The following is a 23,733-nucleotide window of genomic DNA, read 5'->3' on the forward strand; positions in this document are numbered from 1 at the left end:
CGCCGCCAGTCTAGCCAGCCCTCGGCGGGTGACCTTGACGGCAATCAATTGCGCTCAGTGCATCAGTGTGGCGAACGGCAGATACAGGACCCGGTCGTGCTTGTGCACCTGCGTCTCACGCTCCACCAGCGCCAGCCCGTCGGCCCAGCAGGCGGCGCTCAACATCGCCGAGCTTTGCTGGGGATGCAGCTCCGCGCACAAATGACCGCTGGCATCCTGGCTCAACCTGGCGCGCAAGTATTGCCGGCGCTTGTTGCGTTGCAGCCAGTCGAACCCGGCCGGCACCGGTAGTGGCACGGGCAGCACGTCGCCCATGCCTTGGGCGCGAAACAGGAATGGACGCACCACGATCAGCGCGGTGATCAGCGCCGCCGAAGGATTGCCCGGCAGGCCGATCCAGGGTTTGCCTTCCACGTCGCCGAAGGCCAACGGCTTGCCCGGCTGGATCGCCAGGCGCCAGAGGTCGATGCTGCCCAGGCCCTCGATGGCTTGCTTGAGATGGTCCTCCTCACCCACCGAAACGCCGCCGGAAGTCAGTAGTACGTCGCACTCGGCAGCGGCCAGGCTCAAGGCTTGCCGGCTGGCCAGCAATTGGTCGGGCATGACCCCGAAGTCGTGCACCTCCAAGCCCCAGCCGCGCAGTAATGCGGCGAGGCTATGGCGATTGCTGTTGTAGATCTGCCCCGGCGCCAGCGGCTCACCCGGTTCGCGCAGCTCATCGCCGCTACTGAGCAGACCCACCCGCAGCGGGCGGTAGACCTCTACCCGGCCGATCCCGGCGCCGGCCAGCAACCCGAGCTCCTGGCCGCGCAGGCGCGTACCGGCCCGAAGAAGCCGCTCGCCTCGGCGCAGTTCTTCGCCCTCCTTGCGTACGTGATCGCCGCAGTCGACTGTCGGCAACCAGACCCGCTCGCCCTCGACCCGGCAGCTCTCCTGGGGCACCACCGTGTCCGCCCCCGGCGGCAGCGGCGCGCCGGTGAAGATCCGCACCGCCTGCCCTGCGCCCAGCGGCTCGCCGGGGCCGTCACCGGCGGCGATCCGTCCGACCACCGTCAGGCATCCACCATCGGCCGACACATCGGCGGCTCGCAAGGCGTACCCGTCCATGGCGCTGTTGTCCCAGGCCGGCAGGTTCATCGGACAGAAAATGTCTTGGCTCAACACCCGGGCCAATGCTTGATCCAAGGTGAGCTGCTGCACCGCCGGGGGCGGCGGTGCTTGATCCAGCAGATGCCGGATCGCCTCATCCACCGGCACCAGCGCGCCGCTGTCGCACACCCGCCCGCTCATGAGCGCGTCTCGCAGGCAGCAGGGGCTACACCGTCCTGAGGCTTGAGGTGCGGGGTGAAATTGCATGGGCCGGTGCGACTGTCCAACTGCCCGACGAGGATCTGCTCCCAACCGGTCCGGCAAGCACCCGGCGAACCCGGCAGGCAACACACCAGCACACCGTTGCTCATCCCGGCCAATGCTCGCGACTGCAGGCTGGACATGCCTATTTCCGCCAGCGACACCTGGCGGAACAATTCGCCAAAACCGTCCACCTGTTTGTCCAGCAGCGGCAGCACCGCCTGGGGCGTGTTATCCCGTGGGGTAAAACCGGTGCCGCCGGTCATCAGCACCACTTGCACGGCGGGGTCGGCAATCCATTGGGAGACCTGGGCGCGGATCTGGTAGATATCGTCCTTCACCAGGGCCCGGCTGATCAGTACATGCCCGGCCGTTTGCAGCAGATCAGCGAGGGTCTGCCCGGAGGTGTCGGTGTCGAAGGTGCGGGTATCGCTGATGGTCAGTACCGCAATGTTCAGGGGTTGGAAAAGGCGTTGCGTCAGATGGGCCATGATCAGCCGTCCTGTCAGAAAAGATGGCCCAGCCTGAACCGCATTCCCTGCCGGGCCTATTCCTCCTTCGAGGTACCTCCCCCGGCGCTCAAGGCGCCAGGCGGCTGCGCTGCCATGCTGCGTCGCGCAGGCGATAGTCGAGACGGTCATGCAGCCGGTCGGCACGGCCCTGCCAGAACTCCAGGCGCTCAGGCCGCAGGCAATAACCGCCCCAATGCTCGGGGCGCCGCAGCGGTTGCCCGGCAAACCGCTGTCGGGCCTGGGCCAGCAAGGCTTCGAGCGCTGCCCGGTCCTTTAGCCCATGACTTTGCGGCGAGGCCCAGGCACCGATGCGACTGGCCAGGGGCCTGGATTCGAAATAGGCATCCGACAACGTCGGATCCAACCTCTGGACCGTTCCTTCGACACGCACCTGCCGCTCCAGCCCTGGCCAGAAAAACGTCATGGCCGCCCAGGGATTGGCCGCCAGGTCCTGCCCCTTGGCGCTGTCGTAATTGCCGAAGAACACGAAGCCGTCGTGGTCGAACCCCTTGAGCAACAGCACCCGACAATGGGGCCGGCCCGCGGCATCCACGGTTGCCAGGTGCATGCTGTTGGCTTCTATCGGCGGGCTTTCGGTGTCGCGGGCCTGTTGCATCCAGCGCTCGAACAGAACCAGCGGATCGTCCGGCGCCTGGGCTTCGTTGAGGCCGTCGAGGGTGTACTGGCGGCGCATATTGGCCAGGGACAGCGGCATAGCGGTATCTCCACAGGGGGTTCGGCCCAGTGTGGAGTGTGGGATGAGGGGTGGCCTTGATCGTTGTCAATGCGGGGTTGTCGATGGGCTGTGCCGACGCCATCCCGAGCAGGCTCGCTCCCACAAGGGATCTGCGGCGCTCACGATACCTGTGGGAGCGAGCTTGCTCGCGATGAAGCCGACTCGATTCAAAGCCCTACTTAAGCCCCAACCGCCGCGCCAGTTTATGCAGATTGCTCGGATCCACCTCCAACAACCGCGCCGCCCCCGCCCAGTTCCGAGCGCAGCGCTCCAGGGCCTTGAAGATCGCCTGGCGCTGGCAATTGTCGACCGTTTCACTCAAGGACCGGACTGGCTCGTCAACGATCTCCATGGACGACTCGGGCACCGCGTGCGCCGGGGATGCAGCGACATCCAGATCCAGCACTTGCGGCTCCAGGGTCATGATCAGGCTGCGACTGGCGCCGCGGCTCAGTTGCTTGAGCGCCGCGCGGCTGATCACATGCTCCAGCTCGCGCACGTTGCCCGGCCAGCTGTAGTCCAGCAGCGCCTGCTCGGCAGCCGGTGACAGGCGCAACCCGCGCAAGCCCAGGCGGGTACGGTTCAGTTCGAGGAAGTGCCCGGCCAGCATCAGCACATCGTGACCACGCTCGCGCAGCGGTGGGATCGGCACCGGATAGACCGACAGCCGGTGATACAGATCGGCACGGAACAGCCCGTCGCGAATACTGTCCGGCAGGTGCCGGTTGGTGGCGGCGATGATTCGCACATCGACGTGCAGCGGCTTGTCTGCGCCCAGGCGCTGGATCTCGCCGTTCTGCAAGGTGCGCAGCAGCTTGGCCTGCACGCTCAACGGCAGCTCGCCCACCTCATCGAGAAACAGCGTGCCGCCATTGGCCGCGTCGAAACGCCCGGCGCGGTCGGTGGTCGCCCCGGAAAACGCGCCTTTGACGTGACCGAACAATTCGCTCTCGGCCAAGGACTCCGGCAACGCCGCGCAATTGACCTGGACCAGCGGCTTGCGGCAGCGCCGGGACAAACGATGCAAGCGCCGGGCGAACAACTCCTTGCCCACTCCGGTTTCCCCCAGTAACAGGACCGGTAACTCGGAGTCGGCCAGTACATCCAATTCGTTGAGCAACTGCTGCAAGCCTTCGCTGCGACCGAGGATCTCGCCCTCCTCGCTTGGCAGGCGCAGGTCTGGCGCATCGCTGCGCGAGGCGCGCAGGCTACGGTTTTCCTGCTCCAGCCGGGTCACCCGCACTGCTGCCTCGATCTGCAACGTGCAGCGCTTGAGTTCTTCACGGGCACGGCTGTCGAACGTACCGGCGTGCAAGGCGTCCAGGGTAATTGCGCCCCAGAGCCGGCCTTCCACGTACAGACTCACGCCCATGCAGTCGTGCACCGGCAGCGGCTCGCCGACATGAGGGTCGAGCAAGCCGTCATAAGGATCCGGCAAACGGCTGTCGGGCTCGAACCAGGTCGGCTCGCGGGACGCCATGATCGCCGCCAGACGCGGATGCTGGGCAATCACGAAGCGCCGGCCCAGCGCCTCGTGAACCAGCCCGACGGTCGCCACGGGCCGCAGGCTGTCGTCGTCCAGGCGCAACAGGCCCACGGCACCGCTATTGAAGTATTCGCGCAGGGTCTGCACCAGGCGCTGCAATCGCACCGCATTGGGCAGCTCGACAATCAGGTCGGCGGCCAGGCTTTCACGCAGCATGGTAGTGGTTACCCTCCGGGGTACGTTTGACCCCTCTGCCACAGGGTGACAATCACCCCGCGAAAAAATTACCAGCAATTAATCAACAACTTACAGATGGCATGGCGACTGCAACGCCTGGGTATCCGTCCCTCCCGGGATCCAACCCAAGGAAACACGATGAGCCTCGACCTGCTGGACCAAAGCCTCGGCCAACTGGCCTGCGACATCCCCGGTGCGACCCGTACCTTCCATCATTACAACCTCGACTTCTGTTGCGGCGGGCAAAAATCCCTGCGCGAAGCGGCCCTCGGCAAAGGCCTCAATCCACTGCTGATCGCCGACGCCCTCAGCACTCTGCAAGCCGCCGGCGAGCCGGGACACGACTGGCGCGACGAGCCCCAGGCACTGCTGATCGCTCATATCCTGGAGCGTTACCACGCCCGGCACCGCGAGCAACTGCCGGAGCTGATCCGTCTGGCCCGCCGCGTCGAGCAAGTACACGGCGCACGGGCCAGTTGCCCGAACGGCCTGGCCGACCACCTGGAAGACATGTACCAGGAACTCGAAGGCCACATGCTCAAGGAGGAGCAGGTGCTGTTCCCGATGCTCCAACACGGCCTGGGCGAACGCGCCTCGGCACCGATCCAGGTCCTGCGCTATGAACACGACCAGCACGGTGAAGCACTGGAAACCCTGCTAGCCCTGACCGACCACATCACCCCACCCGCCGACGCGTGCAACACCTGGCGCGCCTTGTACCGCGGGCTGGTGGAGTTTCGTGACGACCTGATGCAGCACATTCATCTGGAAAACAATGTGTTGTTCGTCAATGCGATGAGGCCTGATCGCTGATCATCAAACACCACAATTCCCCTTGTGGGAGCGAGCCTGCTCGCGATAGCGGAGGATCAGCCAGCATCGGTGGTGACTGGCATACCGCTATCGCGAGCAGGCTCGCTCCCACAGGTTCAGTGGTGTTTGTTCACACTTGGAATTGCCAATAGAACATCCCCTTCGCCAACAGCACAATGAGCAGCATATGCCCGAGAATGCTGCGCCGTATCCAGCTGGCTCGTCCCGGGCTCAGGCGGCCTTTGCGCAGCCAGTACGCCAGCCATAAATAGTGTCCAATGATGCTCAACGCCAGCAGGATCTTCAGGCTCAGCAGCAGGCCGAAACTGCTATGGAGCGGTTGGCTCAAGGCGCCACGATGCTGCCAGGCCAGGCCAATGCCGGCGCCGTACAACAACAGCACGACGCCGTGCAGCACCTGCCGCGAGCGCTTGCCGATGGCCTGGTCGGCAGCGTCCCTGGCCTCTACGGCCAGTGGCCTGCGGGCGGTATGCCAGATAAAGACTTCGAAAAACAGCGTGCCGATGAAGGCAATCGCCGCCAACAAGTGGGTGACCAGCAAGAGCCCATACATTATCGATTACCTGCGCTCAGTCGTTTCATCCCGGATGCCCATCCACCCGAGCCTGCAACAGCATCGGCCCGTACCGCCAGGCATAGAGCCCGAACGCCAGCGTCCAGCACACCCCCGCCAGCCATAGTCCGGCCAACGGGAACACCAGCACCAGCAGCACGCGACTCAAGCACGCCAGGTTCAACAGGATAAACGCCAACGTCATACCTGCTGGCGGCTCCAGGGGACGTCCGGTATGACCCAGGCTGACACGGGCAATCATCGCCAGGATCAGCCCGGCCATGGCGCCGATGGTCAGGCTGTGGACCGCCAGGCTCGGGTTCACCGGCACGCCGAAATGCCATAGCGCCATGCCCAGGCAGGCCAGTGCCAGCCAGGCGTAGGCCAGGTGCAGCGACCACAGCAGCGGCACTCGCCATAGGTCCCGATCATGCCAACGCACCAGGCGAATCCCGTGGCCCACCGCCAGTGCAGCGAACAGCAGGCCGCAAGCGATATGGGGCGTCAGCGCCACGCCGAACGCATACAACAGCGCCACCAGCGCCGATCCCAGCAATAACAGGCGATCGAGCCACGGCCAGGCCGCGACGCCTTGCACCCGGCCAAGACCGCGCTGGGTGAAGAACGGGATCACCCGCCCACCGATCAACCCCATCATCGCCGCCACCAGCCATAGGCCGGTGAGCACGCTTTGCCGCTCGATGCCCTCGTTACGCTGCACCAGGCCATAGACCGACAAGCCGTCGGCCGCGGCCAACAGTAGCAATACCAGGACGATCGGGTAATTGCGCTTCTGCCGCACGCGCCACAAGGTCAAGCCCATCAGCGCCGCGACCGCCAGGGCAAAACCCAGCTCCAGCAATGCCAACAATGGCCAGGGCGCATCAATCAGCCAGGCCAGCCGAGCCCCCAGCCATAGCACCGTCAGCGCTGCCAACCGCTTGCCGCTGAGGCCTGGGGTCCCGGTCCAGGTCTGCACCGCCGTCAGCAGGAACCCTGCGATGATTGCCAGGCCAAACCCGAACAACAGCTCATGACGGTGCCAGGCCAGCCAGCCACCGGCCGGCTGCCACCCGGACAACCGTCCGCTGAACGCTGCCAGCCACAGCGGGACGGCCAACAGCGCCAACACGCAGCCGGCCAGGAAGAACGGCCGGAACGCCAGGCGCCACAGCGGCAAAATGGCCATGGCCTTGCGACGGTCGAGCACTTGCATACTTCACTCCTTAACCTCATCGAGTCGCGGGGCCACTGACGAGGGTCAACGAACAGGGTTCGAATGATCGGCTATCGATGCCCGAGGGAGCTTGTGTCAGATCAAGCTCGCTTGCGGATGATCGACTACCTCAAAGTGTCCTTTGCAAGGGGCTTGCCGCAATTGCCTCGCGATCATGCCCAGGCACATATGAATATGCCCCCTGTGGGAGCGAGCTTGCTCGCGATGGCGGTCGCACATGTAGCATCGATGCAACCTGCCCTGCCGCAATCGCGAGCAAGCTCGCTCCCACAGGGACCATCAGGGTACTTAGAACCCTATCAGGGTTCTTTTAACCCTGTCGCATTTGGGTCATTTTCACCCTCTACATCCCGAACCTTGCTGAATACCTGCCCCCCAGCGCCTGGCCCGGCTCTTGCTCAGCCAGGTCATAGACTGTCTATCCGGGCCCCCTCCATGAAGTACATCGCTCTGCCTTTGACCTGGTTCGTCGTGCTGTCCTGCATCCTGGCACTCGCCAGCGGCCTGTCCCTGAGCCTGATCTGATCCGATCCATTTCCCGTCTTAAAAAGGATTCCATCCCATGGTGCTCCACCGCATCCATCACCAGATTCTGCGCAGCCATCACCTGTTCGAGCCGTTGAACGAGGAACAACTCGACGAATTGATGAGCACCAGCCAACTGTTGAACGTCGACAGGGGCGAGCCGCTGTTTCTCCAGGGCGAGCCGGCCCAGGCGTTTTATTTCGTGATCGCCGGCGCGGTGAAGATCTACCGCTTGACCCCGGACGGCCAGGAAAAGGTCTTCGAGGTGATCGGCGAGCGACAGACCTTCGCCGAAGCCATGATGCTGATGGACACGCCCAACTACGTCGCCTCTGCCGAAGCGGTCGGACCGACCCAGTTGTACCGGCTGTCCAACGCCACCTACATGCGCCTGTTGCAAAGCAACAGCCGGCTGACCTTTGCCCTGCTCGGCAAGCTCTGCGTGCGCCTGCACCAGCGGGTCAACGAGATCGAGACGCTGTCACTGAAGAACGCCACCCACCGCGTGGTGCGCTACCTGCTCACGCAGCTGGTGCGCCTGCAAACTGTCGACAGCCAGTTCGAACTGCCGATGGCCAAGCAGCTGATCGCCGGGCACCTGTCGATCCAGCCGGAAACCTTCTCGCGGATCATCCGGCGCCTGATCGACGAAAAGATCATCACCCAGGACGGCCGGCAGATCGCAATCCTCGACCGCCTGCGCCTGGAGCAGTTCGAATGAGCCCGCAGCCCACCTGCCTGTACTGCCAACGGGCCTATCACGCCGATGAAAGCGAATGCCGCCAGTGCGGCATGCCCTTGCCGACCGAAGCGAAACTGGCCGGCGAACGGCGATTGCGGCGCTTCACCTGGTTCTGTGTCGGCTTGACGCTGTTCTGCATCGTCATGTTCTTCTGGCTGCCCCGCGACATCGGCTGAGCGCTCAATCCTGGGTCAATTGCCGGTACAACTGCACAAGGCGCAGCGGCAGTTGCGCAGGCTGGCGAATCAAGGTGTAGCCATTGGCGCCGAACATGTACGGCAGATAGTCCCCCGCCTCACGGTCAATGGTGATGCAGAACGGCGTCAGTCCCTGGCGCCGCGCTTCGAGCACCGCCTGGCGAGTGTCTTCCACGCCGTAGCGTCCCTCGTAGAGGTCCAGGTCATTGGGTTTGCCATCGCTGAGCAACAGCAACAGTTTGCGCCGACGTTTGCAGCCCGCCAGCCGTTGTGTAGCGTGGCGGATCGCTGCACCCATGCGCGTGTAATAACCGGGTTTGAGACCCAGGATCCGGCCACGAGTGTGGTCGTCGTAGCGCTGGTTGAACGCCTTGAGTGCATGCAGCCGCACCTGCTGGCGGCGCAACGAAGAGAACCCGTACAAGGCGAAATCATCCCCCAGCACCGAGAGGGTCTCACCGAACAGCAACAGACTGTCGCGGATCACCTCGATCACCCGATGCTCGTCGTTGAGGTGGGCGTCGGTGGACATCGACAGATCCGCCAGCAGCAGGCAGGCCAGGTCACGGCGGGTCTGGCGCTGTTCGAGGAATAGGCCGCGTTCGCTGCATGGGCCGTGCTGGCGCTCGACGTGGAAATCCAGCCAGGCTTGCAGGTCCAGCTCCGCCCCCTGGGTCTGCTGGCGCAGCCATTGGCGGTCGTTGCGCAAGTGCTCGAACTGGCGGCGCAAGCGTTGCGCCGCAGGACGCAGGCGTACCGGCAGCGGCTGGGGTTCGCAGTCACGGGAAATGAAGGTCTGCAGGCTGACGTAGTCCTCCTGCAGGCGCTGTTTGCGGTAGTCCCATTCCGGCAACAGAACGCCCTCGCCCAGGGGGATGTCATCCACGTCGGCCGGTGGCAAGTCCAGATGCAGCTTCAAGCCACCCCCTTTGCGCAAGCGGGTCCGCGACAGGCTCAACTGGTCGAGGTCTTCGGCAACGCGGGCGGCGTCCGGATCTTCGCTGTCATCGGCCCAGCGATCCAGGTCAACGTGCTCGGTCCAGCTGAACAGGTTTTCCAGGCGCACGATCAGCAAGCCGCCGTCGCGGGTGGTTTCGTCGATCCGCTCGGCGCGCTTGCGACCGCCCTTCTGCTCTCCTGCCGGGGTCGCCAGGTATTGCTCGGATTCCTCCAGGTCGGCGGCCTGGGGATCGGCCAGGTGTTGCGCAGGATACAGCCACAACGGCAGCGGCCAGGCCGCCCGTTCGCTGCGCGGAAACTGCTCGACGCTGCCCGGTTCGCGCAACGCCTGGCACAGCGCGCGCTCCAGGGCCGCTTCGGCCGGGTTAAGACTGGCCGGGTCGGGGCGCAAGGCCAGATGCGCCTCCACCAGGCGCCGATAGCGCGCACGCATTGCCGGATAGCGTTGCAAAACCGCCAGGGTCCAACGCTGGTTGTCACGCCCCCAGTGTTGCATCGGCCCGGACTGCGCGGCCAACAAGGCGAGCCAGCGATACAGTTCCTCGTTCAGCCGGGTATCGGGAAGCACCGCCAGGCTCGCTGGCAAGCGCAGGTTGTCACCATCGCACCAGGCCAGGGGCATCTGTTTGCAAGTGCCGGCGATCTGCTGCAACAGGTTGCGGCGCAGCAACACATCGCGGTCGCTGACGGCTTCCACCCCCAGGTGACGAGCCCCGCCCGTGGCCCGCAGCAACACTCGCAAGGCGCGTTGCCGATCCATCAGCTCGACCCGCGCCTCGGGAAAATCCGTGCTGGCGCGGCGGGTAATGAAACGGTGCCAGACACTGCCGACCCATTCTTCCAGCTCCAGGGTGAATGCCATGCTTTCCTCCTCCCAAACCGAACCCATTGTGGCGAGGGAGCTTGCTCCCGCTGGGCTGCGCAGCAGCCCATTTTTGTGAGCGCTTCGCACTCATGCGGGAGCAAGCTCCCTCGCCACTAATGAGTCCGGCTTAATCGCTGTGGTAACTCACGAAGGCACCACCGTCGCCGACGCCCGCTGGGCCGCACGGCCACGCTGGCGGAAGCTGAGCAGGTAGCAGAGCAGACCGGCCAGGAACCCGACGCCGCTGAGCAGCCGTGCCCAGAACAACGGTTTCAAATGATCCACCGTCGCCATGAACGGCAAGGCGCTGCCGTCGGCCATCCAGCGTTGCAACCAGACCTGGACCACACCCGCCGCAGTGAGGAACAGAGTGATCAGCACCATCGACAGGGTCATCAACCAGAAGCCCCAGATTTCCAGGCGCTGGGAGCGTTCATCCGCCGCTTCGCCCAGGCCGCGCAAGCGAGGCATGGCGTAGCTGATCAGCGTCATCACGATCATTGCATAGGCTCCGTAGAAGGCCAGGTGACCGTGGGCCGCGGTCAGTTGCGAACCGTGGGTGTAGTAGTTGACCGGTGCCAGGGTATGCAGGAACCCCCAGACGCCGGCGCCGAAGAATGCGGTCACCGTGGTGCCCTTGGCCCATAGCGTGGCGGCGCGGTTCGGGTGTTGCCGGCGACGATTGCGCACCATGCTGAAGGCGAATATCACCATCGCCAGGAACGGCAGCGGCTCCATTGCCGAGAAGATCGAACCGACCCACAGCCAGACCTCGGGCGCACCGATCCAGAAGAAGTGGTGACCGGTGCCGATGATGCCGGTGATCAACGCCATAGCGATGATCACGTAGAGCCACTTCTCCACCACTTCCCGGTCCACCCCGGTGATCTTGATCAGCACGAAGGCGAGCATCGCCCCCATGATCAGTTCCCAAACGCCTTCGACCCACAGATGCACCACCCACCACCAGTAGTATTTATCGCGGGCGAGGTTTTCCGGGTTGTAGAAGGAGAACAGGAAGAACACCGCCAAGCCGATCAAGCCGGTCATCATCACCATGCTGACCGTGGTCTTGCGCCCCTTGAGCAGGGTCATGCCGATGTTATAGAGAAAGCCCAGGCACACCACCACGATGCCCATTTTGGTGATGGTCGGCTGCTCCAGGAATTCACGGCCCATGGTCGGCAGCAGGTCGTTGCCGGTGACTTTCGCCAGCGTCGCGTACGGCACCGACAGGTAGCCCAGGATTGTCAGCACCCCGGCGATGGCGAACACCCAGAACAGCAGCAGCGCCAGTTTCGGACTGTGCAGCTCGCGATCGGCCTCCTCCGGTACCAAGTAATAGGCCGCGCCCATGAAGCCGAACAGCAGCCAGACGATCAGCAGGTTGGTGTGGACCATGCGGGCCACGTTGAAAGGAATCAGCGGGAACAGGAAATCGCCGATCACGTATTGCAGGCCCATGATCAAACCGAACAGGACCTGGCCCAGGAACAGTATCAGGGCAAACACGAAATAGGGTTTGGCAACGGCCTGCGAGGCGAATTTCAGATGCGGATTAGCCATGCTCATCTCTCAGCCCTCCTTGTTTGGCGGCCAGCCATTGGTATTGATTTTCGAACTCCACTTGAGGAATTCGGCGATGTCGTCGACCTCCTGCTCGCTGAGGTTGAACTGCGGCATGGCCCGGCGCCCGGGAACGCCCAGCGGCTGCATTTTCATCCAGGCGTGCAGGAACGGCTTGAACGCTTCCTCGCCGCCGCGGCGGTTGACCACATTGCCCAGCTCCGGCGCAAAGTACGCGCCCTCGCCCAGCAGGGTATGGCAGCCGATGCAGTTGTTACGCTCCCAGACGCCCTTGCCGCGGATCACCGATTCGGTCAATTGCGCCTGGTTGCTGCGTTCTGGAAAGGTCTGTTCCGTGTGGTAGGTCAGGGCCAGGAATATCAGGAAGAAAAACACGCTTCCCCCGAAGTAAATATTCCTGGCCATGCCTTTGGTGAAGGTATCTGACATGGTCACTTCCTCATTGCTTGGCGTGACCATTCTAGGAAGCGAGCCCCTCGAAACCGCTTGATGGCGATCAAGAATCTCCGATGGTTTTGGTGGGTTGTTCCAATACAGTCCGAAAGACAGGCAGGCTTTTGTGGCGAGGGAGCTTGCTCCCGCTGGGCTGCGAAGCGGCCCTAAAACCTGCTGGCGCGGTGTATCAGGCAGATTGAGTGGTTGCTATGGGGGCTGCTGCGCAGCCCAGCGGGAGCAAGCTCCCTCGCCACAACGGAAGGTGCGCCGGGATTCAGATCGTGCGTGAGATGACGATCCCTATAACGGTCGCAAGCACCACCGCCCAGCTCAACACCAGCCGTCGCCACAATCGCGGCGCGTGGCGCAGCTCCATGAAGCCGTCGGCGATCAGCCAGGCCTTGGTCACCGCGACCACCAGGATGGCGATGGACACCAGGCCGGTAGCTGCGATCTGGCCCAGGGCAACGGTGCCGGTGCTCAACACGGCCAGCGTCATCCAGCAGGCGATCAGGACACGGGAAGCCGACATGCATACCTCCGCTCAATCAAGGATGTAGACAACCGGGAACAGCAGCACCCAGACCAGATCGACCATGTGCCAATACAGCACGCCGGATTCCAACCCACTGTTGCGTTGCGCCCGATAGCGACGTCGCCGACACCCCTCGGCCAGCCAGGCGAGGATCACCATGCCCAGCAACACATGGAGAAAATGAAACGCGGTGAGGATCCAGTACAACGTGAAGAATGTGTTGTGCTCCATCCCCAGGCCGTTCGCCAATAGATGGGCGTACTCCGTGAGTTTGATCCCCACATAACCGCAGGCGAGCAGCAACGCCACACACAATAACCGTGCGGCGCGACGCGGCCGGTCTTGCCTGACCTGCTCTTGGGCCAGCGCGGCGAACAGTCCGGCGGTGAGCAGGCTGAGGGTCATCGCCAGGCCCGTGGAGCGATCCAGCAGATGACGGCCTTCGCTGAACGTCTGTGGGTCCAGCGCCTGCGCGACGGTGAACGCGAGGATCAGCAGCGCGAACACCGACAGCTCGGCGAGGATGAAAAACCACATCGCCAGGTCACCCGGCAGCCGTCGCGATGGGGTAACGGTTTCAGCCAAAGTGGACATCGACCACATCCATCAGCGCAGCAACGGTCTGCGGGTCGTCACTCAACGGTTCGGCCAGGCATGCGAGACAGGCCTGGCGCGGGTCCATGCCGGAGCCGATCATCCGTGCGGCGAAGATTAGCAGCCGGGTCGAAGCGACCTCTTCCAGGTCATGCTGATCGAGGCGTCGCAGCGCCTGGCCGAGTCGCACTACCTGGCTGGCCAGGGCCATGTCGACGTTGGCTTCGCGGGCGACGATGCGTTCCTCGTCGGCCACTGTCGGATAATCGAAACGCATCGCCACGAAGCGCTGCCGGGTGCTGGGCTTCATGCCTTTGAGCAGGTTCTGGTAACCGGGGTTGTAAGACACCACCAGCATGAACGACGGCGGCGCCTGGAGCACTTCCCCGGTGCGTTCCAGGTACAGCTGCCGACGATCATCGGCCAGCGGGTGCAACACCACGGCCGTGTCCTGGCGCGCCTCGACCACCTCGTCCAGATAACAGATACCACCCTCGCGCACCGCACGGGTCAACGGCCCGTCCTGCCACCAGGTGCCCTGGGCGCCGATCAGATGCCGGCCCACCAGGTCGGCCGCGCTCAGGTCATCGTGGCAGGCCACGGTGTACAGCGGCAGTTTCAGACGGTGGGCCATGTGCTGGACAAAACGGGTCTTGCCGCATCCGGTCGGCCCCTTGATCAGCACCGGCATGCCGTGGCGCCAGGCCTGTTCGAACAGCGTCGGTTCGTTGTCCTGGGCTTGATAGAAGGGTTCGTCCGGCTGTTGCAGAGGGTGGATTGCGTTCATGGCACGACCTGCTCGGATTAATCGATTGCGCCTCACGCTACGGGGCCCTGCGACAACCTGGCAAGGGCCGCGGCCGGCAAACTTGATCGCCGTCAAGCGGCTGACCACCGGCCTGGGCATAGCCTTGCAACGCACCCAGAAGCTGCGCGCCGAAGGTCAGTTGCAGCGCAGCACGGGTCACGCCTGAGGAGAAATGGAATGCTGATCAGCCACAAAACATCGTCGGCGCTGACGATCACGGCAATGGGGGTCACGGCGCTGTGTGCGGCGTTGGCCGCACCCTACGCTGTCGCCGACCAACCCACCGCGCAAGAGTCACCTCGCCTGGTCAAGACCGAAGGCGCCCCGGACCTGAGCCAGGCCGATTTCGATGCGGCCAAGGAAATCTATTTCCAGCGTTGCGCCGGTTGCCACGGGGTGCTGCGCAAAGGCGCCACCGGCAAACCGCTGACCCCTGACATCACTCAGACGCGCGGCCAGGCCTACCTGGAAGCGCTGATCACTTATGGCTCGGCCGCCGGCATGCCGAACTGGGGCACCTCCAACGCCCTGACCAAAGACCAGATCACGGTCATGGCCAAGTTCATCCAGCACATCCCGCCTACGCCGCCGGAATGGGGCATGGCCGAAACCCTGAAAACCTGGAAAGTACTGGTCAAGCCCGAGGACCGGCCGAGCAAACAACTCAACTCGTTGAACCTGCAGAACCTGTTTTCGGTGACCCTGCGCGACGACGGCAAGATTGCCCTGGTCGACGGCGACAGCAAGCAGATCGTCAAGCTGATCGACACCGGCTACGCGGTGCACATTTCGCGTATCTCCGCATCGGGGCGCTACCTGCTGGTGATCGGTCGCGACGCCAAGATCGACATGATCGACCTGTGGCCGAAGGAGCCGACCAAGGTCGCCGAAATCAAGGTCGGCATCGAAGCCCGCTCGGTGGAAACCTCCAAGTTCAAGGGCTACGAGGACAAGTACACCATTGCCGGTTCGTACTGGCCGCCGCAGTTTACCATCATGGATGGCGAGACCCTGGAGCCCAAGCAGATCGTCTCGACCCGCGGCATGACCGTCGACACCCAGCAGTACCACCCCGAACCGCGGGTCGCGGCAATCATCGCCTCCCATGAATGGCCGGAGTTCATCGTCAACGTCAAGGAAACCGGCAAGGTGATGCTGGTCAATTACCAGGACATCAAGAACCTCACCATCACCAGCATCGACGCCGCGCCGTTCCTCCACGATGGCGGTTGGGACAGCAGCCATCGCTACTTCATGACCGCTGCGAACAACTCCAACAAGGTCGCGGTGATCGACTCCAAGGAACGCAAGCTCACCGCCCTGGTGGACGTCGGCAAGACCCCGCATCCGGGGCGCGGCGCCAACTTCAACCACCCGCTCTACGGACCGGTCTGGGCCACCAGCCACCTGGGCGATGCCGGCGTCTCGCTGATCGGCACCGACCCGGTCAAGCACCCGCAATACGCCTGGAAACAGGTCGGCTCGCTCCAGGGCCAGGGCGGCGGTTCGCTGTTCATCAAGACCCACCCGCAGTCGCGCCACCTGTATGTCGACACCACCCTGAGCCCCGACGCCAAGCTCAGTCAGTCGGTGGCGGTGTTCAACATCGACAAGCTCGACGCCGGCTACACCGTGCTGCCGATTGCCGAGTACGCCGGCATCAAGAAAGGCGCCCTGCGCGTGGTGCAGCCGGAATACAACAAGGCCGGCGACGAGGTCTGGTTCTCGGTCTGGAGCGGCCAGGAAGACGAGTCGGCCCTGGTGGTGATCGACGACAAGACGCTGAAGGTCAAGAACGTGATCAAGGACAAGCGCCTGATCACGCCCACCGGGAAATTCAACGTCTACAACACCCAACACGACATCTATTGAGCCCCATCAATAAGAGGAAAAACCATGAAGCCTATTCTGATCGCGCTGGCCCTGACCGCGGTATCGACCCTGCAACCGGCGTTGGCCGAAGACGGACCGACCTTGTTCAAGAGCAAACCCTGCGCCGCATGCCATTCCATCGACACCAAGGTGGTCGGCCCGGCTCTCAAGGACGTCGCGGCGAAGAACGCCAACGTCCCGGGCGCCCAGGAGGTGCTTGCCAAACACATCAAGGAAGGTACGCAAGGTAATTGGGGACCGATGCCGATGCCGGCCAATCCGGTGACTGAGGAGGAAGCGAAGGTGTTGGCGGCTTGGGTGTTGAGCCTCAAGTAACCCCAGACACAAAACCCTGTGGCGAGGGAGCTTGCTCCCGCCGGGCTGCGAAGCAGCCCCAACAAAGACCTGGCAACTCGTTATATCAGGCAAAAACCAGGGGCTGCTTTGCAGCCCAGCGGGAGCAAGCTCCCTCGCCACAACAGCCATACAGGCGAATTTCAATCAGGAGGACGTCATGGAACGACACAGCGCTGCAACCCTGATGACGCTCCTGCTCCTCAGTTTTTCGGCCGGCGCGCTGGCCACTCCCGACCCGCAGCGCCAAGCCCGACTGCAACACCTGCTGGACCAGGACTGTGGCGCTTGCCACGGCCTGTACCTGACCGGCGGCCTCGGCCCGCCACTGACTCGCCAGGCGTTGTCCGGCAAGTCCCGCGACAGCCTCATCGCCACCGTCACCCTGGGACGGCCCGGCAGCGCCATGCCCGGTTGGGCTCCGCTGCTGGGCGCCGACGACATCCGCTGGTTGGTTGACCGGCTCCTGCAAGGAAAACCCGCCTCATGATCCGTTCCTTCCTGTCCTTGACCGCCGTCGCCCTATTGCTGAGCGGTTGCGCCCAGACACCGCTGCGCGGCACCGGCGACCTTGGCGTGGTGGTGGAGCGTGCCACCGGCAGCCTGCAAATCATCGAGAGCGACACCCGCACCGCCCTGGCCCGCGTCGAAGGCCTGGGCGACCTGTCCCATGCCTCGGTGGTGTTCTCCCGCGATCAACGTTACGCCTATGTGTTCGGCCGCGATGGCGGCCTGAGCAAGGTCGATCTGCTCACGGCGAAAATCGAGCGGCGGATCATTCAGGGCGGCAACAGCATCGGTGGCGCGATCAGCCAGGACGGTGCGCTGATCGCCGTATCCAACTACGAGCCCGGCGGCGTCAAGGTGTTCGATGCCCGGACCTTGGCACAGGTAGCTGACATTCCGGCCACGCCGTTGCCCGACGGCCAGAAGCGCTCGCGGGTGGTCGGCCTGGTGGACGCGCCGGGCCAGCGCTTCGTGTTCAGCCTGTTCGACACCGGTGAGATCTGGACCGCCGATTTCAGCCAGGGCCTCACGCCGCGCATCGAGCGCTTCAGCGCCATCGGCCAGCAACCCTATGACGCGCTGATTACCCCGGACGGGCGCTACTACATGGCCGGCCTGTTCGGTGAAGACGGCATGGCGCAACTCGATCTCTGGCACCCGGAGCGTGGCGTGAAACGTGTGCTCGGCCATTACGGACGCGGCCAGGCCAGACTCCCGGTGTACAAAATGCCCCACCTGGAAGGCTGGGCCCTGGCCGACCAGCACGCCTTCGTACCCGCCGTCGGCCATCACCAGGTGCTGGTGATGGACACCGCCAGCTGGAAGCAGACCGACGCCATCGAGGTCGCCGGGCAACCGGTATTCGTCACCGCACGCCCGGACGGTCGGCAGCTGTGGGTCAACTTCGCCTACCCGGACAACGACCGGGTCCAGGTCATCGACAGCCAGACCCATGCCATTGTCGCCGACCTGCGACCAGGGCCAGCGGTGCTGCACATGGAGTTCACCGCCCGCGGCGACCAGTTATGGTTGTCGGCCCGGGACGGCGGCGAGGTTCAGGTCTGGAACCCGTACCGACTGGAGCGCCTGGGCAGCCTGCCCGCCGCCAGCCCCAGCGGTATTTTCTTCAGCAGTCGTGCGCACAAGCCGGGGTATTGAACATGACCGTCAACTCGCTGGCCCGGCGCCTGATCGATCGATTCCAGCATGGCCTGCCGTTGTGCGCGCAACCCTATCGGGCCATGGCCGAGGCGTTGGGTTGCAGCGAAGCCCAGGTACTCGATTGCCTGCGCCACCTGCAAGTGGCCGGCAGCCTGTCGCGGGTCGGGCCGGTGTTCGAGCACACCCGGGCCGGGGCCAGCACCCTCGCCGCCCTCGCGGTGCCGGAAGAACGCTTGCAGCAAGTCGCGGCACGGGTCAGCCAATACCCGGAGGTCAATCACAACTATGCCCGGGAGCACCGCTACAACTTGTGGTTCGTAGTGACCGGTCCCGACCGCGCCCACCTGGACAGCATCCTCCAGGAACTGGAAAGCGACACCGGCCTCACGCCGCTGGACCTGCCCATGCTGACCGCCTACCGCATCGACCTGGGCTTCGCCCTGGAGACTGCCCCATGACAGACATCTTGAACACGCAACAAGCCTTGCAACTGCGCCGGCAGCTGGAAACCGGCCTGCCGTTGGCATCGCGGCCTTTCCAGGCCCTGGCCGAACAGATCGAGGCCAGCGAACAGCAGGTGCTGGAGCAGGTCCGGCGTTGGCATGAACAAGGCCTGTTTCGCCGCGTCGGGCTGGTGGTCAACCATCGCGCCCTGGGTTTTGCCGCCAACGCGATGCTGGTGCTGGATGTGCCGGATGCGCTGGTGGACGAGGTCGGTCGACGCCTCGGCCAGGCTCCGGGAATCAGCCTTTGCTACCAGCGCCCACGGCGCTTACCCCAGTGGCAGTACAACCTGTTCTGCATGATCCATGGTCGCCAACGTGACCGCGTGGAAGCGCAAGTCCAGGCGCTGCTGGCACAGCATCTGCTGGACGACCTGCCCCACCAGCTACTGTTCAGCACTCACCTGTTCAAGCAATGCGGCGGACGCTTCGCCCCACCCGCGGGAGCCCGCGCCGATGGATGATCTGGACCGCCGCCTGATCAACCGCCTGCAACTGGGCCTGCCGCTGGTGCGTCAGCCGTGGCAGGTATTGGCCGCTGAACTCGGTTGCAGCAGCAGCGAAATGCTCGACCGCCTGCACGAGTTGCTCGTCGACGGCGTGCTCACCCGTTTCGGCCCGATGTTCGACCTCGACCGCCTGGGCGGCGCGTTCACCCTGGCCGCACTGGCAGTGCCCGAAGCGCGCTTCGAGACCGTCGCCGAGCTACTTGGGGATCTGCCCGAAGTGGCCCACAACTATCGCCGCGAGCACACCTGGAACATGTGGTTCGTGCTCGCCTGCGCCAGCGAACAGGCGATCAGCGAAACGTTGTTGCGCATCGAGCGACTGACCGGCCTGGTGCCGCTGAACCTGCCCAAAGAGGAGACCTACCATGTCGGCTTGTACTTCCCGGTCTGACCCGGCGCTGGAGCATCCATCCCTGACCCTGCGCCTGGTGGAGCTGACCCAGGCCGGCCTGCCCCTGCTGGAAGATCCCTGGGCCTGGCTGGCGGAACAACTGGGCTTGAGCGTGGAGTCGACCCTGGACCTGCTCAAGCGCTTGCAGGCCGAAGGCGCGATCCGCCGCATCGCCGCCGTGCCCAACCACTATCGCCTCGGCTACCGGCACAACGGCATGACCGTGTGGGACGTGGCCGACACAGAGATGCCGCGCCTCGGCGCCCTGCTCGGTGCGCAGCCCTTCGTCAGCCATTGCTACCGACGTCCACGCCGGCCCGGTTGGCGTTACAACCTGTTCGCCATGGTCCATGGTCGCAGCCGCGAAGAAATCGACAGTTACCGCGACCACCTGCGCTACCTGCTGGGCGACGCCTGCGTCGCCGACGACATGCTGGTGAGCAGTCGGATCCTGAAGAAAACCGGCCTGCGCCTGGCCACCGTGGGAGCGACGCTTGCTCGCGAAACAGGCGCCTCGGTTTCTGATGGACCGCATCAGCTTCATCGCGGGCAAGCCTTGCTCCTGCCACATGGGGATAAGCCGCGCTGAACCCACACGTCGATCGAAATCGAAGGAGCGTTTCATGTTAAGGATCAGCCATTACCTGCGCGCCCTGGCCGGTCAATGCCCGGCACCGCGCAGCGCACCGCCGGGCAGTAACCGCCCGCCCGTGGTGATCTGGAACCTGCTGCGGCGCTGCAACCTGACCTGCAAGCACTGCTACGCGACCTCGGCTGACAGTCAGTTTCGCGACGAACTGGACACCGACGCCGCGCTGCAAGTCATCGACGACCTGCATGACGCCGGTGTGCGCGTGCTGATCCTGTCCGGCGGCGAACCGTTGCTGCGCGCTGACGTGTTCGAGCTCAGCGCCTATGCCCGTGACAAAGGATTTTTCCTGGCCCTGTCCACCAACGGCACGCTGATCGACGAAGGCAACATCGAGCAGATCGCCGCCGCGCGCTTCGATTACGTGGGCATCAGCATCGATGGCCTGGAAGCGACCCACGATGCGTTCCGCCAGCTCAAGGGCAGTTTCGCCCGCTCCATGGCGGCGATCCGGCTGTGCCGCGAGCATGGAATCCGGGTCGGCTTGCGCACCACCCTCACCCAGCACAATCAAGCCCAGCTCCCACGCTTGCTGGAGCTGATGGATGAATACGACGTGCAGAAGTTCTACCTGTCGCACCTCAACTACAGCGGCCGAGGCAAGCGCAGTCGCAAGCTCGACGCTCGGCAACAGATGAGCCGCGAGGCCATGACCTTGATCTTCGAACGGGCCTGGCGCGATATCGAGCAGGGCCGCGACAGCGATTTCGTCAGTGGCAATAACGACGCCGATGCCATCTTGCTGCTGCAATGGGTCGCGGCCCGCCAACCCGTCCATTACGACGCCCTGGAACAGATGCTCCGGGCCTGGGGCGGCAACGCTTCGGGCAGCGGCATCGCCAACATCGACAACACCGGCGAGGTTCATCCCGATACCTACTGGTGGCAGCACTCGGTGGGCAACGTGCGCCGCACGCCGTTCAAGACCCTCTGGTGCGACCGTCCCGACGCCCTGCTTTTGCAACTGCGCGAACACCCACGCGCGGTCGGGGGCCGCTGCGGTCAATGCCGCTGGCTGGAGATCTGTAACGGCAACACCCGCACCCGCGCCTGGGCCGACGGCGACCTGTGGGGCCAAGACCCCGGCTGCCATCTGAGCGATGAGGAAATCGGCCTGGATTCGATCCCCAGCATTGCACTGCCCTGAACCGATACACCGTCGGCGAACCTGATACCGAACCAAGGAAGTCCCATGCCAGCCCCCTTCGTCTTACCCGCAGCCCTGCAATCGCCCTTCAGACCGGGGGAAGTCGCCCTGGTCGGCGCCGGCCCCGGTGATCCGGGCCTGCTGACCTTGCGTGCCTGGAGCTTGTTGTCGCAGGCCGACGCGGTGGTCTACGACCGTTTGATCAGCCCGCAACTGCTGGGCCTGATCCCGTTGTCCTGCGCCCGGCACTACGTAGGCAAGGCCGCCGGCTGTCACAGCCTGCCCCAGCCGCAGATCAACGAACTGCTGGCCGAATTGGCGGGCCAGGGTCAACGGGTGGTGCGGCTCAAGGGTGGCGACCCGTTCATTTTCGGCCGAGGTGCCGAAGAACTGGAATACCTGCTGGCGCGCGGCATCGATTGCCAGGTGGTGCCGGGGATTACTGCCGCAGCCGGTTGCAGCACCTACGCCGGCATTCCCCTGACGCATCGCGACCTGGTCAACTCCTGTCGCTTCATTACCGGTCACCTGCAACGCGATGGTGAGTTGAACCTGCCCTGGCAAAGCCTGGCAGATGACAGCCAGACCCTGGTGTTCTACATGGGCCTGTCGAACCTGGGCACCATCGCCACGCGGCTGATGCAAGCCGGCCTGGCACCAGACACCCCGGCCGCCCTGATCAGCAACGGCACGCGCCCGGACCAGCAGGTACTGCGTGGCACGCTCCAAGAGCTGCCGACGATGGCCCTGGCGTGCGCCGAAGGCCTGCCCACCTTGACGGTGATCGGCAAGGTGGTGGATTTATTCGCCCGGCAACCGCTGCAACATCCGGCGCGTCTTCTCCCTGCCCCGCAATCGAGCCTGCCGAAGGTGGCACTGTGAGGGGCTGGTGGCTGGTGCCGTTGCTGTGGCTCGGCAGTGCCCACGGCGTTGCCGCGCCCCCGGCGGACCAGGCGTTGGCCGAGCGCAACTACCAGCAACACTGCCAGCAGTGTCACGGGGTCAACCGCATCGGCGGCACCGGCCCCGCCCTGTTGCCCCAGAGCCTGAGCCGGATCAAACCCGACGAGATCCGTCAGGTGATTGAGCATGGGCGTCCAGCCAGTCAGATGGCGGCGTTCGGCGAGTTGCTCGATGCCGCGCAGATCGATGGCTTGACGCAATATCTCCAGCGTCCACCCGCCGTCGAACCCAGCTGGAGCGAGGATGACATTCGCCACAGCCATCGCGTGCTGGCGGATCTCGCCAGCCTGCCGGACAAACCCCAGCACCACGCCGACCCGCTGAACCTGTTCGTGGTGGTGGAAGCTGGCGATCATCACATCGATATCGTCGACGGCGACCGTTTCGAAGTGCTGGCGCGTTTCGCCTCGCACTTTGCCGTGCACGGCGGGCCGAAGTTTTCGCCGGATGGGCGCTTCGTCTACGTCGCCTCCCGGGACGGCTGGATAAGCCTGTATGACCTGCACAATCTCAAGCTGATCGCCGAAATACGGGCCGGGCTCAACACGCGCAACCTGGCAGTGAGCAAGGACGGACGCTGGGTACTGGTGGGTAACTACCTGCCCGGTAGCCTGACGGTGCTCGATGGGCGGGATCTGTCACTGGTCAAGACCATCGCCACCCTGGGTCGTGACGGCCAGGCCTCGCGGGTCAGCGCGGTCTATACCGCACCGCCGCGCAACAGTTTCATCGTCGCATTGAAGGACGTGAAAGAAGTCTGGGAATTGCCGACCGGCCCGAACCCGGACTTCGTGCCGAGGCGTATCGAGGCCGAGGACTATCTGGATGACTTTTCCTTTTCGCCCGATTACCGGCAACTGCTCGCCACCTCGCGCAAGGCCCAGGGTGGCCAGGTGATCGACCTCGACAATGGCCGAGTGGTAACCGACATCGCGTTGCCGGGCATGCCTCACCTGGGCTCGGGTACCTACTGGAAGCGCGACGGGCACTGGATATTCGCCACGCCGAATATCAGCAAGGGGCTGATCTCGGTCATTGATTTCGATAGCTGGAAAGTCATCAGGCAGATCCCGACCCTGGGGCCGGGGTTCTTCCTGCGCAGCCACGTCAACTCGCGCTACGCCTGGACCGATGTGTTCTTCGGCCCGGACAACGATGCGATTCACCTGATCGACAAGCAGACCCTGGAAATCGCCCACACCCTGCGCCCGATGCCCGGAAAAACCGCCGCCCATGTCGAATTCACCCGCGACGGTCGTTATCTGCTGCTGAGCATCTGGGCCACCGACGGTGCGCTGATCGTCTACGACAGCGACACCCTCCAGGAGATCAAGCGCTTGCCGATGAACAAGCCTTCGGGCAAGTACAACGTGGGGAACAAGATCGAGTTTGCCGAGGGGACTTCGCACTAACCGGCCGCTCTGGGGGGCCTGCTGCGCAGGCCAGCGGGAGCAAGCTCCCTCGCCACGGGTGTACTGCTGAGG

25 protein-coding genes and 1 pseudogene are annotated in these 23,733 nt (G+C 64.2%); 14 read left to right on the plus strand and 12 right to left on the minus strand.

The genetic code is table 11. The features are described 5' to 3' along the window. Positions 1 to 54: 54 nt before the first annotated feature. From ACLEJQ_RS06205 to norR, 4 genes are all read right to left on the minus strand, one after another. Positions 55 to 1,290 carry a molybdopterin molybdotransferase MoeA gene (locus ACLEJQ_RS06205; RefSeq protein WP_440793160.1) on the minus strand — a complete coding sequence of 412 codons (1,236 nt, stop codon included), beginning with the start codon at positions 1,288 to 1,290 and terminating at the stop codon, positions 55 to 57. Continuing rightward, positions 1,287 to 1,841 carry a molybdenum cofactor biosynthesis protein B gene (moaB, locus tag ACLEJQ_RS06210; protein ID WP_440793162.1) on the minus strand — a complete coding sequence of 185 codons (555 nt, stop codon included), beginning with the start codon at positions 1,839 to 1,841 and terminating at the stop codon, positions 1,287 to 1,289. Before moaB ends, ACLEJQ_RS06205 begins: the two co-directional genes overlap by 4 nt. Positions 1,842 to 1,929: 88 nt before the next feature. Then, positions 1,930 to 2,577, minus strand: coding sequence for a pyridoxamine 5'-phosphate oxidase (pdxH, locus tag ACLEJQ_RS06215; RefSeq protein WP_440793164.1), 648 nt, complete (start codon positions 2,575 to 2,577; stop codon positions 1,930 to 1,932). A gap of 196 nt (positions 2,578 to 2,773) precedes the next feature. Then, a complete protein-coding gene (norR, locus tag ACLEJQ_RS06220; protein ID WP_440793166.1) occupies positions 2,774 to 4,300 on the minus strand; it encodes a nitric oxide reductase transcriptional regulator NorR in 1,527 nt (508 codons plus the stop codon). Between the two features lie 159 nt (positions 4,301 to 4,459). Between norR and ytfE the strand changes: the two genes are divergently transcribed. Next, positions 4,460 to 5,134, plus strand: a complete 675-nt coding sequence (gene ytfE / locus ACLEJQ_RS06225; RefSeq protein ID WP_440793168.1) for an iron-sulfur cluster repair protein YtfE — start codon at positions 4,460 to 4,462, stop codon at positions 5,132 to 5,134. A 130-nt stretch (positions 5,135 to 5,264) separates the two neighbouring features. On the opposite strand, the gene ACLEJQ_RS06230 is transcribed toward ytfE, so the two are convergent. Both ACLEJQ_RS06230 and ACLEJQ_RS06235 read right to left on the minus strand, forming a co-directional pair. Then, entirely contained in the window at positions 5,265 to 5,708 is a 444-nt protein-coding gene (locus ACLEJQ_RS06230; RefSeq protein ID WP_440793170.1) for a hypothetical protein, read from the minus strand. Between the two features lie 25 nt (positions 5,709 to 5,733). After that, positions 5,734 to 6,924: an NnrS family protein gene (locus ACLEJQ_RS06235; RefSeq protein WP_440793172.1), complete on the minus strand. Its 1,191-nt coding sequence runs from the start codon at positions 6,922 to 6,924 to the stop codon at positions 5,734 to 5,736. A gap of 583 nt (positions 6,925 to 7,507) precedes the next feature. Here ACLEJQ_RS06235 and ACLEJQ_RS06240 point away from each other — a divergent pair. Then, positions 7,508 to 8,191, plus strand: a complete 684-nt coding sequence (locus tag ACLEJQ_RS06240) for a Crp/Fnr family transcriptional regulator (protein ID WP_440793174.1) — start codon at positions 7,508 to 7,510, stop codon at positions 8,189 to 8,191. Next, positions 8,188 to 8,388, plus strand: a complete 201-nt coding sequence (locus ACLEJQ_RS06245) for a protein DnrP (RefSeq protein WP_440793176.1) — start codon at positions 8,188 to 8,190, stop codon at positions 8,386 to 8,388. The genes ACLEJQ_RS06240 and ACLEJQ_RS06245 overlap by 4 nt, the downstream gene beginning before the upstream one ends. 4 nt (positions 8,389 to 8,392) lie before the next feature. Here the strand turns inward: ACLEJQ_RS06245 and ACLEJQ_RS06250 are convergent, their stop codons facing one another. The 6 genes from ACLEJQ_RS06250 to ACLEJQ_RS06275 form a co-directional block, all read right to left on the minus strand. Then, entirely contained in the window at positions 8,393 to 10,231 is a 1,839-nt protein-coding gene (locus ACLEJQ_RS06250; protein ID WP_440793178.1) for a nitric oxide reductase activation protein NorD, read from the minus strand. Positions 10,232 to 10,378: 147 nt separating this feature from the next. Then, a complete protein-coding gene (locus tag ACLEJQ_RS06255; protein ID WP_440793180.1) occupies positions 10,379 to 11,806 on the minus strand; it encodes a cbb3-type cytochrome c oxidase subunit I in 1,428 nt (475 codons plus the stop codon). Positions 11,807 to 11,809: 3 nt separating this feature from the next. Further along, positions 11,810 to 12,250, minus strand: a complete 441-nt coding sequence (locus tag ACLEJQ_RS06260; RefSeq protein WP_245138113.1) for a c-type cytochrome — start codon at positions 12,248 to 12,250, stop codon at positions 11,810 to 11,812. Positions 12,251 to 12,530: 280 nt separating this feature from the next. Next, on the minus strand, positions 12,531 to 12,788 hold the full coding sequence (locus ACLEJQ_RS06265) for a cytochrome C oxidase subunit IV family protein (RefSeq protein WP_440793183.1): 258 nt from the start codon (positions 12,786 to 12,788) through the stop codon (positions 12,531 to 12,533). Positions 12,789 to 12,800: 12 nt separating this feature from the next. Then, entirely contained in the window at positions 12,801 to 13,385 is a 585-nt protein-coding gene (locus ACLEJQ_RS06270; RefSeq protein WP_440793185.1) for a cytochrome c oxidase subunit 3, read from the minus strand. Continuing rightward, the gene (locus tag ACLEJQ_RS06275; protein ID WP_440793187.1) at positions 13,369 to 14,172 is read right to left on the minus strand and encodes a CbbQ/NirQ/NorQ/GpvN family protein; all 804 of its coding nucleotides are present in this window, start codon (positions 14,170 to 14,172) and stop codon (positions 13,369 to 13,371) included. The genes ACLEJQ_RS06270 and ACLEJQ_RS06275 overlap by 17 nt, the downstream gene beginning before the upstream one ends. A 198-nt stretch (positions 14,173 to 14,370) precedes the next feature. Here ACLEJQ_RS06275 and nirS point away from each other — a divergent pair, with 198 nt between their 5' ends. The 11 genes and pseudogenes from nirS to ACLEJQ_RS06330 all read left to right on the plus strand — a co-directional run bounded on the left by nirS (position 14,371) and on the right by ACLEJQ_RS06330 (position 23,661). Continuing rightward, a complete protein-coding gene (gene nirS / locus ACLEJQ_RS06280; protein ID WP_440793189.1) occupies positions 14,371 to 16,065 on the plus strand; it encodes a nitrite reductase in 1,695 nt (564 codons plus the stop codon). A gap of 24 nt (positions 16,066 to 16,089) precedes the next feature. After that, positions 16,090 to 16,401, plus strand: coding sequence for a c-type cytochrome (locus ACLEJQ_RS06285; RefSeq protein WP_440793191.1), 312 nt, complete (start codon positions 16,090 to 16,092; stop codon positions 16,399 to 16,401). 178 nt (positions 16,402 to 16,579) lie between these two features. Further along, entirely contained in the window at positions 16,580 to 16,909 is a 330-nt protein-coding gene (locus tag ACLEJQ_RS06290; RefSeq protein ID WP_440793193.1) for a c-type cytochrome, read from the plus strand. Continuing rightward, positions 16,906 to 18,084, plus strand: a complete 1,179-nt coding sequence (locus ACLEJQ_RS06295; protein ID WP_440793195.1) for a cytochrome D1 domain-containing protein — start codon at positions 16,906 to 16,908, stop codon at positions 18,082 to 18,084. Before ACLEJQ_RS06290 ends, ACLEJQ_RS06295 begins: the two co-directional genes overlap by 4 nt. A 2-nt stretch (positions 18,085 to 18,086) precedes the next feature. Then, positions 18,087 to 18,545 carry an Lrp/AsnC family transcriptional regulator gene (locus ACLEJQ_RS06300; protein ID WP_440793197.1) on the plus strand — a complete coding sequence of 153 codons (459 nt, stop codon included), beginning with the start codon at positions 18,087 to 18,089 and terminating at the stop codon, positions 18,543 to 18,545. Then, positions 18,542 to 19,054 carry a siroheme decarboxylase subunit beta gene (gene ahbB / locus ACLEJQ_RS06305; protein WP_440793199.1) on the plus strand — a complete coding sequence of 171 codons (513 nt, stop codon included), beginning with the start codon at positions 18,542 to 18,544 and terminating at the stop codon, positions 19,052 to 19,054. The genes ACLEJQ_RS06300 and ahbB (ACLEJQ_RS06305) overlap by 4 nt, the downstream gene beginning before the upstream one ends. Continuing rightward, the gene (locus ACLEJQ_RS06310) at positions 19,047 to 19,490 is read left to right on the plus strand and encodes an Lrp/AsnC family transcriptional regulator (protein ID WP_440793201.1); all 444 of its coding nucleotides are present in this window, start codon (positions 19,047 to 19,049) and stop codon (positions 19,488 to 19,490) included. Before ahbB (ACLEJQ_RS06305) ends, ACLEJQ_RS06310 begins: the two co-directional genes overlap by 8 nt. Then, positions 19,465 to 19,968 (plus strand): annotated as a pseudogene (gene ahbB / locus ACLEJQ_RS06315) (siroheme decarboxylase subunit beta); the annotation flags it as partial. The gene ACLEJQ_RS06310 and the pseudogene ahbB (ACLEJQ_RS06315), both read left to right, overlap by 26 nt. A gap of 145 nt (positions 19,969 to 20,113) precedes the next feature. After that, positions 20,114 to 21,286, plus strand: a complete 1,173-nt coding sequence (nirJ, locus tag ACLEJQ_RS06320) for a heme d1 biosynthesis radical SAM protein NirJ (protein WP_440793203.1) — start codon at positions 20,114 to 20,116, stop codon at positions 21,284 to 21,286. Between the two features lie 45 nt (positions 21,287 to 21,331). After that, the gene (cobA, locus tag ACLEJQ_RS06325) at positions 21,332 to 22,168 is read left to right on the plus strand and encodes a uroporphyrinogen-III C-methyltransferase (protein ID WP_440793205.1); all 837 of its coding nucleotides are present in this window, start codon (positions 21,332 to 21,334) and stop codon (positions 22,166 to 22,168) included. Continuing rightward, positions 22,165 to 23,661, plus strand: coding sequence for a cytochrome D1 domain-containing protein (locus ACLEJQ_RS06330; protein ID WP_440793207.1), 1,497 nt, complete (start codon positions 22,165 to 22,167; stop codon positions 23,659 to 23,661). The genes cobA and ACLEJQ_RS06330 overlap by 4 nt, the downstream gene beginning before the upstream one ends. The last annotated feature ends 72 nt before the right edge of the window (positions 23,662 to 23,733 follow it).

It is taken from the genome of Pseudomonas sp. SMV71, from assembly GCF_052042015.1.
GTDB lineage: Bacteria > Pseudomonadota > Gammaproteobacteria > Pseudomonadales > Pseudomonadaceae > Aquipseudomonas.

Coding starts and splice junctions, on each gene's coding strand:
- ACLEJQ_RS06205 (WP_440793160.1), bottom strand. CDS start 1,290: ATGAGCGGGCGGGTGTGCGACAGCGGCGCGCTGGTGCCGGTGGATGAG.
- moaB (WP_440793162.1), bottom strand. CDS start 1,841: ATGGCCCATCTGACGCAACGCCTTTTCCAACCCCTGAACATTGCGGTA.
- pdxH (WP_440793164.1), bottom strand. CDS start 2,577: ATGCCGCTGTCCCTGGCCAATATGCGCCGCCAGTACACCCTCGACGGC.
- norR (WP_440793166.1), bottom strand. CDS start 4,300: ATGCTGCGTGAAAGCCTGGCCGCCGACCTGATTGTCGAGCTGCCCAAT.
- ytfE (WP_440793168.1), top strand. CDS start 4,460: ATGAGCCTCGACCTGCTGGACCAAAGCCTCGGCCAACTGGCCTGCGAC.
- ACLEJQ_RS06230 (WP_440793170.1), bottom strand. CDS start 5,708: ATGTATGGGCTCTTGCTGGTCACCCACTTGTTGGCGGCGATTGCCTTC.
- ACLEJQ_RS06235 (WP_440793172.1), bottom strand. CDS start 6,924: ATGCAAGTGCTCGACCGTCGCAAGGCCATGGCCATTTTGCCGCTGTGG.
- ACLEJQ_RS06240 (WP_440793174.1), top strand. CDS start 7,508: ATGGTGCTCCACCGCATCCATCACCAGATTCTGCGCAGCCATCACCTG.
- ACLEJQ_RS06245 (WP_440793176.1), top strand. CDS start 8,188: ATGAGCCCGCAGCCCACCTGCCTGTACTGCCAACGGGCCTATCACGCC.
- ACLEJQ_RS06250 (WP_440793178.1), bottom strand. CDS start 10,231: ATGGCATTCACCCTGGAGCTGGAAGAATGGGTCGGCAGTGTCTGGCAC.
- ACLEJQ_RS06255 (WP_440793180.1), bottom strand. CDS start 11,806: ATGAGCATGGCTAATCCGCATCTGAAATTCGCCTCGCAGGCCGTTGCC.
- ACLEJQ_RS06260 (WP_245138113.1), bottom strand. CDS start 12,250: ATGTCAGATACCTTCACCAAAGGCATGGCCAGGAATATTTACTTCGGG.
- ACLEJQ_RS06265 (WP_440793183.1), bottom strand. CDS start 12,788: ATGTCGGCTTCCCGTGTCCTGATCGCCTGCTGGATGACGCTGGCCGTG.
- ACLEJQ_RS06270 (WP_440793185.1), bottom strand. CDS start 13,385: ATGTCCACTTTGGCTGAAACCGTTACCCCATCGCGACGGCTGCCGGGT.
- ACLEJQ_RS06275 (WP_440793187.1), bottom strand. CDS start 14,172: ATGAACGCAATCCACCCTCTGCAACAGCCGGACGAACCCTTCTATCAA.
- nirS (WP_440793189.1), top strand. CDS start 14,371: ATGCTGATCAGCCACAAAACATCGTCGGCGCTGACGATCACGGCAATG.
- ACLEJQ_RS06285 (WP_440793191.1), top strand. CDS start 16,090: ATGAAGCCTATTCTGATCGCGCTGGCCCTGACCGCGGTATCGACCCTG.
- ACLEJQ_RS06290 (WP_440793193.1), top strand. CDS start 16,580: ATGGAACGACACAGCGCTGCAACCCTGATGACGCTCCTGCTCCTCAGT.
- ACLEJQ_RS06295 (WP_440793195.1), top strand. CDS start 16,906: ATGATCCGTTCCTTCCTGTCCTTGACCGCCGTCGCCCTATTGCTGAGC.
- ACLEJQ_RS06300 (WP_440793197.1), top strand. CDS start 18,087: ATGACCGTCAACTCGCTGGCCCGGCGCCTGATCGATCGATTCCAGCAT.
- ahbB (WP_440793199.1), top strand. CDS start 18,542: ATGACAGACATCTTGAACACGCAACAAGCCTTGCAACTGCGCCGGCAG.
- ACLEJQ_RS06310 (WP_440793201.1), top strand. CDS start 19,047: ATGGATGATCTGGACCGCCGCCTGATCAACCGCCTGCAACTGGGCCTG.
- nirJ (WP_440793203.1), top strand. CDS start 20,114: ATGTTAAGGATCAGCCATTACCTGCGCGCCCTGGCCGGTCAATGCCCG.
- cobA (WP_440793205.1), top strand. CDS start 21,332: ATGCCAGCCCCCTTCGTCTTACCCGCAGCCCTGCAATCGCCCTTCAGA.